Genomic DNA, 15,342 nt, shown 5'->3' on the forward strand with positions numbered 1-15,342 from the left:
AACGTGACCAATTGCGCACAACCACGCTTTGTCACAGGGCTGCCGTGGTTCCAGCGGGTGTCGCGCGGTTACACTGGCCAGCGATTTTTTCAGTGTTTGAGGATGAACCATGAAAAAAACCTGCATCACCCTCGCCGTGGCCCTGTCAGCGCTGGCCGGACCCGCGCTGGCCGCCGACATCAAACCGGGCAAATGGGAAGTCACCCAACGGGTGGCCGGCGATCAGGTACCGCCGGGCATGGATAAGGAAAAGAAGCGTTCGCGCTGTGTCACCGCCGAGGAAGCGGCGGACATCGAGGAAACCCTGCGCCAGAACTGGATGCGCAACGGTTGTGAAAGCCCGGACACCGACTGGGACGGCGACACCCTGGAATGGTCCACCCAGTGCCAGTCCGGTGAGCGGACGGTGCAATCCAGCGGCACCATGACCGTGGAGAGTGACGAGCACTACACCACGGAGATCACCACCGGCACCGCCCAGGGCCAGCTTACCATCGAGGCGGAAGCCCGCTGGGCCGGCCCCTGCGACTCCTGAGCATCGCGCTTATTCGGAGTACAACACCTCAACCACCGCCTCGGCGGTGACCTTGCTGGACGGAGGGTTCTGGCCGGTGACCAGACGCCCGTCGGTGACCGCCTGGGCCTGGAACTTGCCCTTGTTCTCGATGCGGGCACCCAGTTCCTCCAGGCGGGTTTCCAGCAGGAAGGGCATGACCTCCTCAAGCCCTACTTCCCGCTCCTCCTCGTTGGTGAAGCAGGATACCCGGCGGCCCTTGACCAGCGGCACGCCGTCCTCATCGCAGGCCCCGATCAGGGCCGCCGGGCCGTGGCAGACCGCGGCCACCACCCCGCCCTGGGTCCAGGTCCGTTGCAGTACGCCGGCCACCAGGGGATTGTCGGGCATATCGAACATGGCGCCGTGGCCACCGGGTACGAACACGGCCACGAAGCCGTCTTCCCAGATTTCCTCCAGGGGACGGGTGTCCCGCAGCTCGGCGATGGCGTCCTTCCAGGCTTCCTTCTGGTCGTCATCGGGTACCGAACGGGGATCGATGGGGATCTTGCCACCGCTGGGGCTGGCCACCCGCACCGGAATATTGTTGTCCTTGAACACCTGATAGGGCACCGCGAATTCTTCCAGCCACAGGCCGGTTTGCTGGCCCTGGCCCATTTGCGAAGCGCTGGTGACCAGCATCAGTAGCGGCTTGTCCAGATTCATAACGACTCCTTGCTGTGTCTGTCGGTGGCCCGCGCCGGGCACCGTCCAGATTTCCCTTGACGCTGACAGGCTGCGCATCAAGATAGGATCAATACCCACAGCGTTGGGGGCGGCGGCACCTATTTCAACGGGTACCGCCGGCCACCGATCCTCAGCGGCAATCAGACAAGGGCGCGGATGAACTGGGAACAGCTGCTCAACAAGGCCCGCCTGGGCGGGCGTGATGCCAAGGACGAGACCGGCCGCACCGCCTTTCTCCGCGATCACGACAAGATCATCTTTTCCGGGGCCTTCCGGCGTCTGGCGCGCAAAACCCAGGTGCATCCGCTGGCCACCAACGACCATGTGCACAACCGCCTGACCCATTCCCTGGAAGTGTCCTGCGTGGGCCGCACCCTGGGCATCCGCGCCGGCGAGCGGCTGGCGCGGCTGGGCCACCTGCCGGACAGCGTCAACGCCACCGACCTGGGCGACATCGTGCAGTCCGCCTGCCTGGCCCACGATATCGGCAACCCGCCGTTCGGGCATACCGGTGAGCGCGCCATCCGCGCCTGGTTCCAGGAGCGCGGCCAGCGCTACCTGGAATTGTTGTCCCCGGAACAGCAGAGCGACCTGATCGATTTCGAGGGCAATGCCCAGGGCTTTCGCATTCTCACCAAAAGCGAATACCACCAGTACGACGATGGCATGCGCCTGACCTATGCCACCCTGGCCACCTTTCTCAAATACCCCTGGCTGTCGTCCCGGGCCGGGGAAAGTGGCGCCAAACCTGGTAAATACAGCGCTTTTCTGTCCGAGGCGGCGGCCTTCAACGAAGTGTGCCAGGCCACCGGCCTGCACCAGCTGGCGCCGGGGCGTCATTGCCGGCATCCGCTGGCCTATCTGATGGAGGCGGCGGACGACTTCTGCTACGCCATCATCGACCTGGAAGACGGCCTGGAAATGGACCTGCTGCACTGGGACGAGGTCTATGCGCTGCTGTCTCCGGCGCTGCCCGACAACGCCGAGGTGCGCCAGCTGGTGCGCTCGGAAATGCGCGACGGCCGCAAGGCGGCGCTGCTGCGCGGCAAGATCATCGAGCGCTTTATCGAGGCCGGCGTGGAGGCGTTCGTGGCCAACCACGACGCCCTGCTGGCGGGCCGCATGGAAGGCGACCTGCTCCACCACTGCGAGCCGGCGGTGCACGATGTGGTGGAGAACGCCAAGCAGCTGGCCCGTGGCAAGGTGTTCGAGCACCCGCGCAAGATCGAACTGGAGATCGGCGCCTTCGAGGTGATGGGCGCCCTGCTCGACGGCCTGGTGCAAGCGGCCCTGTCCCATGCCCGGGGCACGACGCGCAATTACCGGCACGAACGGATCATCGACCTGATCGGCCGGCACAGTTTCCCGGACGGCCTGGAGGCGCTGGACGACCGGGAGCGCGTCTACCAGTGCATCATGCGGGCGTTGGACTTTCTTTCCGGCATGACCGACAACTATGCCACCTATCTGGCCAAGCAGTTCTCGGGCATGGCCGAAACCCGCTACTGAGGGAAGGGCCGGCGGCGCCAGTCGCCGTCAAACAGCAACCGCGCGGCCGGCGCCCGCCGGCGGCGGTACACCCAGGCGCGGCCCCAGCCGGTGGGGATCAACACCCGGCCGTAGTCGGCGGGATATCCCTCCAGCACATCCAGCTGGTCCAGGATCAGACGGTTGATGGCATACACCTCGCCGCGCACGGCGGTGCGCCCGCCCAGGGCCAGCACCGGATAGGGGCCGGTATCCACCAGCCGGTAGCGTGGCGCCGTGGTCCAGTTCCCCAGGTAACGGCCCCCGGCCAGCCATCCGTGGTTGCACTCCCCGGCCAGCAGGGTGCCATAGACAAACACTCTCAACGGACCAGCACTCCCAACGATTCCTCCCCAGCCACCCGGGGCGCGTTAACGGCGGGTTGCCGCCGGTTAACCGACCACACCGCTTGGTGGCTTTTTGATATCACACGGTCGTTGCCTTCAGCGGTTTGTGACATAGTTCCCTTCGGGGAACAAGACGATCTGGGGGAAACCATGGAAGCATCCAATGTACTTCCATACCGGGGGACCGCCTACGAGGGTCTGCTGGACACGCTCTATGCCACGCCCATGGACCCGCAATGCTGGCCGGCCTTTCTGGAGCAGCTGGTACGCGTGAGCCGTTCGCGCTCGGCGCGGCTGCTGGTCATGGATACGGCGGCGGAGCAGGTGATCTCCAGCGCCAAGGTGAACATCGACGACGCCGCCCACCGCGACTATGTGGACTACTTCGTCAACGCCTGCCCCTGGCGCCCGGAGTTGCGGGATAAACCGAGCGGCCGCCTTTATTCCACCTACCTGGATTTTTCCTGCCGCCAGAAACGCTTCTATGGCACCGAGTTCTACAACGACTGGGCCCGGCAGCTGGATATTCACCACGGCGTCTGCGGCACCGTCCACCGGGACCATGACCACACCATCCAGCTGCTGGTGCAGCGCACCGGCGGCCAGGGCCCCTACGACCAACCGGATACCGCCTGGTTCAACCATCTGGTGCCCCATGTGCGCCGGGCCATCGAACTCAACCGCCACGGGCAACGGCTGCGCTGGCAGGGGACGGCGGCGGCGGTGGCCGGTTGCCGGCCCTACGCGGTGGTGGGCGCCCATGGCCGGGTGGAGTATCTGTGCGAGCGGGCGCGCATCCTGGTGGCCAATGAACCGCAGCTGATCCACCACCACGGCCGCCTGACGCCGCGCCCGCCCCGGCTGCGGGAACACTTCCGGCAATTGCTGCACGACGTGCTCGCCGGCGCCGGCCGGGGCTGGAGCCATGCCGGCGGCGCCCTGGCGATACCGCGCCCGGGCCAGCGGCCGTTGGTGTGCGTGGTCAGCCCGTTGGCGCCGGAAGTGGCGCGCGCCCTGCTGCCCGGCGGCGGCCGGGCGCTGGTCTATTTCCATCTGCCGGAACAGGAAGGCCGGGTGGACGAAAGCCAGCTGGCCGCCCTGTTCGACCTTACCCCGGCGGAGGCCCGCATCGCCCGGGGCGTGGCGGAGGGCCACGATCTCGCCGGCCTGGCGCGGGCACGGGGGGTTTCGGTGCAGACCGTGCGTGCCCAGCTCAAGGCGGTGTTCCGCAAAACCGGCACCTCGCGGCAGAACGAACTGGCCGCCTGCATTCTCAAATCCCCGGCCCTGCGACCGGCGGAAGCGGCGCCCATCACCCTGCCCCATGGCGGGCCATAACAGGCGCTAGTCGATCAACGGCAGACGGTATTCCAGGGTGGCGGCACGCACCGCATCCGGGATGCGGATCTCGGTGGCCAGCGGCAGATGGTCGGAGAGCCGGCAGTCGGTGAGTACCCGGGTGTGGCGCACTTCCAGCTCCGGCGACATCAGAATGTGGTCGATGTGCCGGTCCGGGGCCCAACTGGGGAAGGTATAGAGGTCGCCTTCCAGGGCACGCAGCTCCAGTTCGGCGATCGGTGAGTTGGTGAGGTGTTCCAGCCGGCAGTTGAAGTCGCCCATCACCACCGCGTAGCGGTAGGGGCGCAGCAACCTGGTCACATAGCCCAGCTGGGTGTTGCGCATTTTCTCACCCAGGGCCAGATGCACCACCGCCACCACCAGCGGCTGCACCGGGTGCCCGAATTTGATCAGGATAGCGCCCCGGCCGGGCAGGCCGGGCAGGGTGTGATCCTCCACCGCGAACGGCGTGAGGCGGCTCAGGAAGCCGTTGCTGAACTGTCCCAGGCGCCCCAGATTGCGGTTGAGCTGCTGGTGCCAGAACGGAAAGTCCGCCATCGAGGCCAGGTGCACCAGCTGATTGACGTTGCGCGAGCGCAGGCTGCCGCCGTCCACTTCCTGGAGCCCGACCACGTCGAAGTTACGCACCACCTGGGCGATCTGCTCGATGGTTTCCACACTGCGCGGATGCGCCACCAGGTGCTTCCAGCTGCCGGTCACATAGTCGCGGAAGCGACTGGTGCCGATGCCCGCCTGGATGTTGAAGCTGAGCAGTCTGATGCTGTCTTCCGGCAGCGTTACCTCGCGCACCCGCCGGGTGCGGCGGTGTCCCTCACGGGCAAACGAAAAGCCCGCGGGGCGGGCCTTCCAGGTTTGATAGGCGATGCGTGCGCGGTCCAGCAACATGAACCCTCGGCGCCTCCGGCTACTGCTTGCTTTCTTTCGCCACCAGATAATCGATGACGTCGAACATTTCCTCGTTGCTCTTCAGCCCTTCGCGCAGCACCAGGTACTTGCCGTTGACCACGAAGGAGGGCACGCCACGGATTTCATAGTCGCGGGCCAGAGCATCGGCCTGACGCAGCTTGGTGGACACCCCGAAGGAGCCGTACAGCTGGTTGAATTCGTCCTTGTCGACACCGTACTTGGCGAAGAAATCGGCCAGGGCGGTGGGCGTGAACAGCGGTTCCCGGTGCTTGTGGATGGCATCGAAGATCGGCTTGTGCACCTCGTCCACCATGTCCAGCACCTCGGCCACATAGTAGGCGCGGGCCAGCGGCTCGCCGTTGCGCAGGAAGGTGACCGGGGTACGCACGTAGTTCACGTTGTCCGGCTTGTTCTCCAGCCAATCGTCCACCAGCGGCTCCATGGCGTAGCAATGGGGGCAGATGTAGGAGAAGAACTCCCGCACTTCCACCTTGCCCGGCTCGGCCACATTGCCCTGGGCATCGAGTATCTTGTAATGGGTCCCTTCCGCATAGCGCACATGGTCGCCGGATTCCGCGGCCACCGACGTACCGGCCAGGGCCAACCCCCCCAGCAGCGCCATCGCTGTCATGAGCTTCCGCAGCATGAAATTCTCCTTGTTGTCGACTTGGTCCACTCTGTGACCGCGCGGAGCGGCAAACGCTCCCCACGGCCCGGTTTTTCATTATGACGTCTTAGCGGGGCGCTTGCCCACGCCGGGTTTGCGTAAAAATCGTGCAAAAAAAAGGCAGCCACTGGCTGCCTTCCTTTTTATGCCCGGCGAATGCGGTTATTCCGCAGCCGCCTGACCTTCGGACAGACCGGACACGAAGCTGGCCACCGCCTTGATCTGGGCGTCGCTCATCTTGCCCGCCACGGTGCGCATCATCGCCTGCGGATCGTTGCTCCGCTTGGCCATATCGCCAATCGACTCGTTGCCGGCGGCGCGGAAGGCTTTCAGCTGCACCTCCACGTAATCCGCGTGCTGGCCGGCCAGCGCCGGGAAGCCGGCGGCGTCGACGCCCTGGCCCGCCGGGCCATGGCAGCCGGAACAGGCGGGGATGTCCTTGCTCACGTCACCGCCCCGGTAGAGGCGTTCGCCCTGCTCAACCCAGTCCGGGCTGGCCTGGCCGGTGGTGATGTCCTGCTTGGCGAAGTAAACCGCCAGGTCCTGCATGTCCTGGTCGCTGAGATTGGCCACCTGACCCTGCATGATGGCGTTTTCCCGGGCGCCGGACTTGAAGGCGTGGAGCTGTTCCACCAGATATTTCTCACCCTGGCCCGCCAGGCTCGGGTACATACCGGACGGAGAATTGCCGTCGGGCCCGTGACAGGCCGCGCAGGTCTGGGATTTTTCCTGGCCGGCTTCGGCATTACCCTGCGCCAGCGCGAAAGGAGCGACCGCCATGGCGGTCAGCAGCACGATCAGCTTGAAACACTTCATGGCCTTTCCTTCAAAAACAGCGACTTACTTCGACATGTATTCGATAAGAGCGCGATATTCCTCGTCGGAGCAGTCCCCGCACATGCCGCCCGGCGGCATCGCGTTGTAGCCCTCTTTGACGTGCTTGACCAGCGTATCCATGCCCTTCTCCAGGCGCGGCTTCCAGGCAGCCTGGTCACCGGTTTTGGGGGCGCCGGCGGCACCGCTGGAGTGACAATAGGTACAACTCTGATCGTACCGTTCCTTAACGGCATCGGCCTGGGCGCCGGTGGTCAGGCTCAAGGTAAACATCAGGGCAAGCCCTGCGATCAAACCTTTCATGCGGTATCTCCCCGTGGAGCTGGCGACATGCTGGCTTTTATTCTGCGTCTTTGTTCCCGGCGTTGTCTTTGATTTGCCTTTAAAGACAAAGACCTGTAGAACATCGGCCACGCGGCGAACGCGCGACGGCGCGCATTATATACCAGAGGTCCGCTCCCGTCATATGCCTTATTAAGGGTGCGGGTTTTCCGCCCCCGGCCCACAGCGAGATCCGGCCATGCCCCAAGACCCCACCCAGCGCCTGCTGCACCAGGCCCAGTTCCTGAAAAGCGCCCAGACCGTGGAGCAATGCCCCCCGGACGAAGGCTTCGAGGTGGCGTTCGCGGGGCGCTCCAACGCCGGCAAATCCAGCGCCATCAACCGGCTCACCGGCCAGCGCTCCCTGGCCCGCACGTCCAAGACCCCGGGCCGCACCCAGCTGCTGAACTTCTTCGAACTGGACGAGCAGCGCCGGCTGGTGGATCTGCCCGGCTACGGTTACGCCAAGGTGGACAAGCAGACCCGGCTGCAGTGGCAACGTCACCTGGACGACTACCTGGCCCGGCGCCGCTGCCTCACCGGCCTGGTGCTGCTGATGGACATTCGCCACCCGCTCAAGGAATTCGACCAGCTGATCCTGGACTGGTCGGCCCAGGCCGGCATGCCCCTGCATCTGCTGATCACCAAGGCCGACAAGCTCAAGTTCGGCGCCGCCAAGAGCACCCTGCTGCAGGTCCGCAAGACCCTCAAGGATCATCCGGCGCCGCTCACCGCCCAGCTGTTCTCCGCCACCGCCGGCACCGGCTGCGACGAGGCCTGGGCCCGGCTCGGCCAATGGCTGCGGGTGCCGGCGGACGACACACCGGCACGCTGACCACCGGACGGCCAGACCGCCCGACTGCCCCACCCTGTCACAATGCCGACGCTTTTCGGCACTATATTGATGACCGTCAAGGCGGCGCCCTCTCGCCTCCCCTATCGTAAGCACCTGTTTTTAAAGGAATACGAAGCTGCGCCGTAAAGGCGGCACGGGGTTTGCTTATTTAGTGGCAAAGGCAGCCCGGGCATGTGGGGACATGGCCGGAAGTCACCCGGGTAATGGGTGGAATACGCCGAGAACGGAACACCGAAGGGGGGGAAGCCTGTTTCGACAGGCAAAAAAAATCCCTGGCAGCAAGTGGGGGGAAGGGAACGACTGCGCTGCCAGGGAGGCTTGCCGCCCCAGCCTCCTGGGGGAGAGGCTGGGGTGTCCAGAAGCTACGAACCGGTGAGGGTACTGGGGGATCGGGGGTACCGGTCCGCAGCCATTAGTTAGGACCGGCCGCCATTCAAAAAAGTTTCCCGGTAATCTCACGTTTTACAAATTTCATCTTTTCTCTCGAATCCAAGCTCCGGCGCGCTCGCGCGCCGTCTTTTCCCAACGCCTGTTTTTACTGCTCCCGTTACTGCTTCCAGGGCCGGCCCCGGGTGTCTTCCCGGTGGCGCAGCTGACGGTGCATGGCCGCCTTGGCCAGCATGTGCGCCGACACCGGCGCGGTAATGAACAGGAACAGCACGATCAGCAGCTCCTGCAGCCTCAATCCCTGCTCCTGCCATGAGAAGAACAGCAGCGAAGCGAAGATGGTGCCGCCCACGCCCAGGGTGGTGGCCTTGGTGGGGCCATGCAGCCTGAGATAGAAATCCGGCAGCCGCGCCAGCCCGATGGACCCGATCAGGGCGAACACACCGCCCACCAGAATGGCGGCGCTGACCAGAAACTCAACCAGGGTATCCATAACGTTCTCCCGTACCGCTACTCGATGATGTCGCCGCGGGTCATGTATTTGGCCACCGCCACGGTGCTGACGAAGCCGATCAGGGCGATCAGCATGCCGGCCTCGAAATACAGCTTGCTGTTGTTGGCGATGCCGTACAGCACGATCAGGGCGATGGCGTTGATGTACATGGTGTCCAGCGCCAGGGCCCGGTCCGGCAGGGTGGGTCCGCGCAGCAGCCTGTACAGATTGAGCACCAGGGCCGCCACGATCAGGCCGAAACCAATGGGCAGGGCGATCTCTAGCATTCGAAAATCTCCTTCAAGGGCCGCTCATAGCGCTGCTTGATCTGCGCCACCAAGGCCGCCTCGTCTTCCATATCCAGGGTATGGATCAGCAGCGTGCGGTGATCCTCGCTGACATCGGCGCTGACCGTGCCCGGCGTCAACGAGATGGTGCTGGTCAGCAGGGTGATGGCGAAGTCGTCCTCCAGGTCCAGGGGCAACTCCACGAACGCCGGCCGCAGCTTGCGCGGCGAGCGCAGGATCAGCCGCGCCACCGCCACGTTGGCGGTGATGATGTCCCAGTGCACCACCAGCACGAACCGCACCAGCTTGGGGAAATTGCGCAGGTGCGGCACATTCGGCCAGAACGGCCGGGTGCCCAGGGGCAGCACCACCGCCAGCACCAGGCCCAGTAGGCCGTGGCCCCAGGAAAAGCCATTCAGCAGCAGCCAGCTCAGCCACAGCAGCAGGCTCAGCATCGGAAACGGTAACAGGCGTCTCATACTCCTCCTCCCAGCACCGCGTCGATGTAAAGCTCCGGCTGCGCCCACTGCGCCGCCACCGCCACGGTGGCGCGCAGCACCGGCTCCGCCCAGATCGCCAGCAGCGGCGCGGCGGCCAGCAGCAGCAGGGTGGCCGCCAGACGGGGCCGGTCCACCCGGCGCTCGGCGCCGTCACCGGTGGCGCGCCAGAACAGGGTGGAGCCGGCGCGGCTCATCCCCACCAGGGCCAGCAAGCCGCCGCCCAGCAGGAACAGCCAGTACAACGGCGCCGGCACCGTTTGCAGCAGGGCCACCTTGCCCATGAAGCCGGACAGCGGCGGCAGCCCGATCACCGCCACCGCGCCGATAAAGAACAGCACGCCGAGACCGGCGCGGCCGGCGGGCGCCGGCCCGGCCACCAGTTGATCACCGAGCTTGCCACGGCCCCGGGCCACCAGGTCGGCGAGCAGGAACAGCCCGCCGCTGACCAGGGTGGTGTGGATCAGGTAATAGAGCATGGCGCCGAACGACTCCGGGGTGGCCCACGCCAGGCCGGCCATCAGGGTGCCCACCGACATTACCACCATATAGGCCACCACCTCGCCCAGGCGCCGGGCACCAAGCACGCCGATGGCGGCCAGCACCAGGGTCAGCAGGGCCATCACCCAGAGCGCATCGCGGCCAAGCCCGGCCAGGGCACCGTCGGCGAAGGCCAGGCCGTAAACCCGCGCCACCGAATAAACCCCCACCTTGGTCATGATGGCGAACAACGCCGCCACCCCGGCGGTGGCGTTGGCGTAGGCCGCCGGCAGCCAGAAGTAGAGCGGGAACAGCGCCGCCTTGAGGCCGAACACCACCCACATCAACAGCCCGCCGATGCGAGCCAGTTCCAGGGCGCCGCCGTCGAGCTGGTTCACCTTGACCGCGAAGTCCGCCATGTTGAGCGTGCCGGTGGTGCCGTACACCAACCCCAGCGCCACCAGGAACAGCGCCGAGCCGATCAGGTTGAGCACCACGTAATGGATGCCGGCGCGTACCCGGGCCGGGCCGCGCCCGTGCAGGACCAGCCCGTAGGAGGCAATCAGCAGCACCTCGAAGAACACGAACAGGTTGAACAGGTCACCGGTGAGGAAGGCGCCGTTGATGCCCATCAGCTGGAACTGGAACAGGGCATGGAAGTTGGCGCCGCGCTTGTCGTCCGCCCGGCAGGCATAGAGCAGCGCCGGCACCGCCAGCGCGGTGCACAGCAGCACCATCAGAGCACTGAGCTTGTCGAGCACCAGCACAATGCCGAACGGCGCCGCCCAGTCCCCCAGCCGGTAGACCTGAATCTCGCCGCCGGCGGCCTGCTGGTAGAGCGCCAGCGCCACCGGCACCAGGGCCAGCACCGACAGCATGCCGGTGAAGCGGCGCAGCGGCTGATGCTCGCGCACCTCCAGCAGCAGCAACATGCCGGCGAAGGCGGGGATCAGAATCGGCGCGATGATCAGATGTTCCATCAGCCCTCCCCTCCGTCGTCGCGTTTGCCGTCCACATGGTCGGTGCCGGTTTCGCCCTGGCCGCGCAGGGCCAGCACCACCAGGAAGGCGGTCATGGCGAAGCCGATCACGATGGCGGTCAGCACCAGTGCCTGGGGCAGCGGGTCGGAGGCCGGCCCGTTACCGACAATGGCCGGCTGGTTCACGGCCAGACGGCCGGAGATGAATACGAACAGATTGACCCCGTAGCTGAGCAGGGTAATGCCCAGAATCACCGGGAAGGTGCGCGCGCGCAGCACCAGGTAGACGCCGGTGCCCACCAGCACCGCGATCATGACGGCAACCAAGGCTTCCATCAGGCACCCTCCTTCGCTTTGTCATCCAGCATGGACAGCTTGCCCAGGTTGGCGAGCATCAACAGGGTGGCGCCGACCACGGTCAGGAACACGCCAATGTCGAACAGCATGGCACTGGCCACCTCGAACTTGCCCACCAGGGGCCAGTACAGGTAGTCAAAGGTGCTGGTCAGGAACGGATGGCCGAAGAACCAGGATGCCACGCCGGTGATACCGGCCAGCAACAAGCCCACCGCCACCACCGGGTGGTAGTCGCCGGGCAGGCGCCGGTGCACCCAGGCCACCCCGGAGGCCACGTATTGCAGCAGCAGCGCCACCGAGGTGATCAGCCCGGCGATGAAACCGCCGCCGGGCAGATTGTGGCCGCGCAGGAAGATGTACACCGAGATCAGCAGCGCCAGGGGCAGCAGCGGCCGGGAGATGGTCACCAGCACCAGCGGATGGGCATCGCGCGCCCAGGGCCGGCCCAGGGAATCACTGGACGCGGAGCGCAGGTCCAGATCGCGCAGCAGCGCGTAGATGCCCAGGGCGGCGATGCCCAGCACGGTGATCTCACCGAAGGTATCGAAGCCCCGGAAGTCCACCAGGATCACGTTGACCACATTGGTGCCACCGCCGCCGGATTTGGCGTTGTCCAGGAAGTAGCCGCTGATCGACTGGAAGTCGCTGGTCATCATGGCGAACGCCATCACCCCCACGCCGCCGCCGATCACCACCGCCAGCACCATGTCACGGAGCACCCTCGGCCAGCCGGACTCCATCTGAGTGCGCACCGGCAGGAAATACATGGCCAGCATCAGCAGCAGCAGGGTGACGATTTCCACCGACAGCTGGGTCAGCGCCAGATCCGGCGCCGACAGCCGCACGAACGCCAGGGACACCACCAGGCCCACCGCGCTCAGGGACATGATCGCCGTCATCCGGTGGCGATGCAGAATGGCGGTGATCAGCGCCGCCACCACCAGCATGGCGCCGGCCAGCAGCGATACCCCATCCAGCGGCAGCAGCTGACGCTGCCCGTCCAGCACCGCCGGCGACAGGTACACCAGCAGCACCAACGCCACCAGCGCCAGCAACCAGGCCGCGTAGCTTTGCAGCGAGCCATTGCGCAGGGTGTCGCTGAGCGCCGAGGCGGCCCGCACCAGCCTCTGCATGCGGCCCTCGAAAATCAGGTTGGCGTTGATCTCCGGCAAGCGCTCGTACTGCCGGAACAGCCAGTTCCGCTGGCTGTACACCGCCACGCCCCCGAGCAGGGCCACCACGCTCATCAGCAGCGGCAGGTTGAAGCCGTGCCAGATGGACAGATGGTAGGCCGGCAGATCGCCGCCCAGGGTGGCGCTGGCCGCCACCGCCAGCAGGCCGGACACGGTGATCGACGGCAACACCCCCACCGCCACGCACAGGGCCACCAGAATCTCCACCGGCACCTTCATATAGCGGGGCGGCTCATGGGGCGGAAACTTGGGCAGGTTGACCGGCTCGCCGTTAAAGAACACGTCGTGGATAAAGCGCGCCGAATAGGCCACCGAGAACACCCCGCCCAGGGTGGCGCCCAGCGGCAGCACCCAGCTCATGGCGCCCAGCCGGCCGGATTCCAGGGTCTCGGCGAAGAACATTTCCTTGGACAGGAAGCCGTTCAGCAGCGGCACCCCGGCCATGGCCGCCGAAGCCACCATGGCCAGCACCGCGGTGTAGGGCATGTACTTCCACAGGCCGTTGATGCGGCGCATGTCGCGGGTGCCGGTCTCGTGGTCGATGATGCCGGCGGCCATGAACAGGCTGGCCTTGAAGGTGGCGTGGTTGATGATGTGGAACACCGCCGCCACCGCCGCCAGCTCGGTATTGAGGCCGAACAGCAGGGTGATCAGGCCCAGGTGGCTGATGGTGGAATACGCCAGCAGGCCCTTCAGATCGTGCTGGAACAGGGCCGCCGCCGCCCCCCACAGCAGGGTGATCATGCCGGCCAGGGAGACCACATCGAACCACAGGTCGGTGCCGGCCAGCATCGGGTAGAAGCGGGCCAGCAGGAAGACCCCGGCCTTGACCATGGTGGCGGAATGTAAGTAAGCGCTCACAGGCGTGGGCGCCGCCATGGCATGGGGCAACCAGAAGTGGAACGGGAACTGGGCACTCTTGGTGAAGATGCCCAGCAACACCAGCCCCAGAATCAGCGGATAGAGCCCGCTGGCACGGATTGCGTCGCCACTGGCCAGGGCGTCCCCCAGGGAATAGCTGCCCACCACCTGGCCGATCAGCAGCACCCCGGCGAGCAGCGCCAGCCCGCCCATGCCGGTGATGGTCATCGCCATGCGCGCGCCCTTGCGGGCGGTGCTCTGGTGGGACCAGAAGCCGATCAGCAGGAAGGAACTGAGGCTGGTCAGCTCCCAGAACAGCACCAGCAGCAGCAGGTTGTCGCTGGTCACCACGCCCAGCATGGCGCCCATGAACAGCAACAGGAAAGCGAAGAAGCGGCCCGCCTTTTCCTTGGCGGACAGGTAGTAGCGGGCGTAGAGAATCACCAGCAGACCAATGCCCAGCACCAGCAAGGCGAACAGCAGCGCCAGGCCATCCAGCCGGAAAGCCAGCTCCAGGCCCAGGCTCGGCACCCAGGGCACCAGGGCATGCACGGTCTGCCCGTCGAACACCGCCCCGGCCGGGCCGATCAGCAACACCAGCGCCAGCGCGGGCATCAGGGCGGCGCTCAGCGACAGCACCGTGCGCGAGGCGCCCAGACGCTCGGCCAGGGGGGGCAGCACCGCTCCCAGAAAGGGCAGCAGCACCAGAATAGCGAGAGTCATAGAAGTTCCGTTATCCGTCGCGGCAAGGCCGCTTTGAGCTTAACAGGTCGAGGCTCAGCGACAACGGGGCGGGTCGGGGAAATAGGGGCGGCGCCCGCGTCGTGGACAGTGCGCGGGCGTGATCATCATCCGATTGTGGGGCGAATGGCGCTCCATGGACGAGACTCTGACGAAATGAAGCCTCAGTATGCCATGAGTGCCGGCCGCTGTCAGAACTCGCCGATGAACTGGTTGTAAAACTGACGGGCGGTGCGCCCGGAGCGCACGCCCCGCTCCATGGAGAAACGGCGCGCGCGGATATGCAACGTCTCCGGGTCGGCCACCGGGCCGAACAGGTGGTCCACCATCTCGAAATAGCGTTCCTCGTTGATCGGGTAGAAGCTCAGCGACAGGCCGAAGCGGTCCGCCAGAGAGATCTTCTCCTCCACCACGTCGCCGTGATGCATCTCGGTGCCCACCACCCGGCTCTGGTCGTTGTCCGACCGGTACTCACTGACCAGGTGGCGGCGGTTGCTGGTGGCGTACAGCTTGACGTTGGCCGGCGGCAATTCCAGGGACCCCTCCAGCACGCTTTTCAGGTGCTTGTATTGGTTGTCGCCGTCCTCGAAGGCCAGGTCATCGCAATAGATCACGAAACGCTGGGCCCGCTCGCGGATGTCGTCAACGATCTCCGGCAGGTCCACCAGGTCGTGCTTTTCCACCTCGATAACACGCAGGCCGTTGGCCGCGTAGGCATTGAGCAGCGCCTTCACCAGCGACGATTTGCCGGTGCCCCGGCTGCCCCACAGCAGCGCGTGGTTGGCGGGCTTGCCGGCCAGAAAACGTTCGGTGTTCTGGATCAGCTTGGCTTTCTGGGTTTCGATACCCAGCAGGTCGTCCAGGCGCACCGGGTCCAGATTGCGCACCGGACGCAGCCGCTGCTGACGGGACCGCCAGATGGCCGCCACTTCGTTTCGCCAATCCACCTCGTTCATGCTCCGGAGTCCTCTTTACCTGGGTATCGGGGCCCAATGATAAGGTCAACGGGC

17 protein-coding genes are annotated in these 15,342 nt (G+C 65.6%); 4 read left to right on the forward strand and 13 right to left on the reverse strand.

The features are described 5' to 3' along the window. Nucleotides 1-109 precede the first annotated feature (109 nt). On the forward strand, nucleotides 110-535 hold the full coding sequence (locus FGS76_RS15095) for a DUF3617 domain-containing protein (RefSeq protein ID WP_138773465.1): 426 nt from the start codon (nucleotides 110-112) through the stop codon (nucleotides 533-535). A gap of 9 nt (nucleotides 536-544) precedes the next feature. Here FGS76_RS15095 and FGS76_RS15100 read toward each other — a convergent pair whose 3' ends face one another. Further along, entirely contained in the window at nucleotides 545-1,219 is a 675-nt protein-coding gene (locus tag FGS76_RS15100) for a type 1 glutamine amidotransferase domain-containing protein (RefSeq protein WP_138773466.1), read from the reverse strand. A gap of 177 nt (nucleotides 1,220-1,396) precedes the next feature. On the opposite strand from FGS76_RS15100, the gene FGS76_RS15105 reads away from it, so the two are divergent. After that, nucleotides 1,397-2,749, forward strand: coding sequence for a deoxyguanosinetriphosphate triphosphohydrolase (locus FGS76_RS15105; protein WP_138773467.1), 1,353 nt, complete (start codon nucleotides 1,397-1,399; stop codon nucleotides 2,747-2,749). Here FGS76_RS15105 and FGS76_RS15110 read toward each other — a convergent pair. Next, nucleotides 2,743-3,087 carry a gamma-glutamylcyclotransferase family protein gene (locus FGS76_RS15110; RefSeq protein ID WP_240692570.1) on the reverse strand — a complete coding sequence of 115 codons (345 nt, stop codon included), beginning with the start codon at nucleotides 3,085-3,087 and terminating at the stop codon, nucleotides 2,743-2,745. The genes FGS76_RS15105 and FGS76_RS15110 overlap by 7 nt on opposite strands. 177 nt (nucleotides 3,088-3,264) lie before the next feature. Between FGS76_RS15110 and FGS76_RS15115 the strand changes: the two genes are divergently transcribed. Beyond that, on the forward strand, nucleotides 3,265-4,452 hold the full coding sequence (locus tag FGS76_RS15115; protein ID WP_138773469.1) for a helix-turn-helix transcriptional regulator: 1,188 nt from the start codon (nucleotides 3,265-3,267) through the stop codon (nucleotides 4,450-4,452). A gap of 6 nt (nucleotides 4,453-4,458) precedes the next feature. On the opposite strand, the gene FGS76_RS15120 is transcribed toward FGS76_RS15115, so the two are convergent. The 4 genes from FGS76_RS15120 to FGS76_RS15135 all read right to left on the reverse strand — a co-directional run bounded on the left by FGS76_RS15120 (nucleotide 4,459) and on the right by FGS76_RS15135 (nucleotide 7,183). Beyond that, on the reverse strand, nucleotides 4,459-5,358 hold the full coding sequence (locus FGS76_RS15120; RefSeq protein WP_138773470.1) for an endonuclease/exonuclease/phosphatase family protein: 900 nt from the start codon (nucleotides 5,356-5,358) through the stop codon (nucleotides 4,459-4,461). Between the two features lie 19 nt (nucleotides 5,359-5,377). After that, complete coding sequence (locus FGS76_RS15125; protein ID WP_138773471.1) at nucleotides 5,378-6,025, reverse strand: thiol:disulfide interchange protein DsbA/DsbL; 648 nt, start codon at nucleotides 6,023-6,025, stop codon at nucleotides 5,378-5,380. A gap of 183 nt (nucleotides 6,026-6,208) precedes the next feature. Continuing rightward, complete coding sequence (locus tag FGS76_RS15130) at nucleotides 6,209-6,862, reverse strand: c-type cytochrome (protein WP_138773472.1); 654 nt, start codon at nucleotides 6,860-6,862, stop codon at nucleotides 6,209-6,211. 24 nt (nucleotides 6,863-6,886) lie between these two features. Next, entirely contained in the window at nucleotides 6,887-7,183 is a 297-nt protein-coding gene (locus FGS76_RS15135; RefSeq protein WP_138773473.1) for a c-type cytochrome, read from the reverse strand. A 217-nt stretch (nucleotides 7,184-7,400) separates the two neighbouring features. Here FGS76_RS15135 and yihA point away from each other — a divergent pair, with 217 nt between their 5' ends. Next, nucleotides 7,401-8,036 carry a ribosome biogenesis GTP-binding protein YihA/YsxC gene (yihA, locus tag FGS76_RS15140; protein ID WP_138773474.1) on the forward strand — a complete coding sequence of 212 codons (636 nt, stop codon included), beginning with the start codon at nucleotides 7,401-7,403 and terminating at the stop codon, nucleotides 8,034-8,036. A gap of 568 nt (nucleotides 8,037-8,604) precedes the next feature. On the opposite strand, the gene FGS76_RS15145 is transcribed toward yihA, so the two are convergent. The 7 genes from FGS76_RS15145 to FGS76_RS15175 all read right to left on the reverse strand — a co-directional run bounded on the left by FGS76_RS15145 (nucleotide 8,605) and on the right by FGS76_RS15175 (nucleotide 15,288). After that, complete coding sequence (locus FGS76_RS15145) at nucleotides 8,605-8,937, reverse strand: Na+/H+ antiporter subunit G (protein WP_138773475.1); 333 nt, start codon at nucleotides 8,935-8,937, stop codon at nucleotides 8,605-8,607. A gap of 17 nt (nucleotides 8,938-8,954) precedes the next feature. After that, nucleotides 8,955-9,224 (reverse strand): K+/H+ antiporter subunit F, encoded by a 270-nt coding sequence (locus tag FGS76_RS15150; protein WP_138773476.1) that lies wholly within the window; start codon nucleotides 9,222-9,224, stop codon nucleotides 8,955-8,957. Next, the gene (locus tag FGS76_RS15155) at nucleotides 9,218-9,703 is read right to left on the reverse strand and encodes a Na+/H+ antiporter subunit E (protein WP_138773477.1); all 486 of its coding nucleotides are present in this window, start codon (nucleotides 9,701-9,703) and stop codon (nucleotides 9,218-9,220) included. The genes FGS76_RS15150 and FGS76_RS15155 overlap by 7 nt, the downstream gene beginning before the upstream one ends. Beyond that, on the reverse strand, nucleotides 9,700-11,181 hold the full coding sequence (locus FGS76_RS15160) for a monovalent cation/H+ antiporter subunit D (protein WP_138773478.1): 1,482 nt from the start codon (nucleotides 11,179-11,181) through the stop codon (nucleotides 9,700-9,702). The genes FGS76_RS15155 and FGS76_RS15160 overlap by 4 nt, the downstream gene beginning before the upstream one ends. Beyond that, entirely contained in the window at nucleotides 11,181-11,516 is a 336-nt protein-coding gene (locus tag FGS76_RS15165; protein ID WP_138773479.1) for a Na+/H+ antiporter subunit C, read from the reverse strand. The genes FGS76_RS15160 and FGS76_RS15165 overlap by 1 nt, the downstream gene beginning before the upstream one ends. Beyond that, entirely contained in the window at nucleotides 11,516-14,314 is a 2,799-nt protein-coding gene (locus FGS76_RS15170) for a monovalent cation/H+ antiporter subunit A (protein ID WP_138773480.1), read from the reverse strand. Before FGS76_RS15170 ends, FGS76_RS15165 begins: the two co-directional genes overlap by 1 nt. 209 nt (nucleotides 14,315-14,523) lie before the next feature. Next, nucleotides 14,524-15,288 (reverse strand): ATP-binding protein, encoded by a 765-nt coding sequence (locus FGS76_RS15175; RefSeq protein WP_138773481.1) that lies wholly within the window; start codon nucleotides 15,286-15,288, stop codon nucleotides 14,524-14,526. Nucleotides 15,289-15,342 lie beyond the last annotated feature (54 nt).

Origin of the sequence: Alloalcanivorax gelatiniphagus (genome assembly GCF_005938655.1) — a bacterium.
Taxonomy (GTDB): domain Bacteria; phylum Pseudomonadota; class Gammaproteobacteria; order Pseudomonadales; family Alcanivoracaceae; genus Alloalcanivorax; species Alloalcanivorax gelatiniphagus.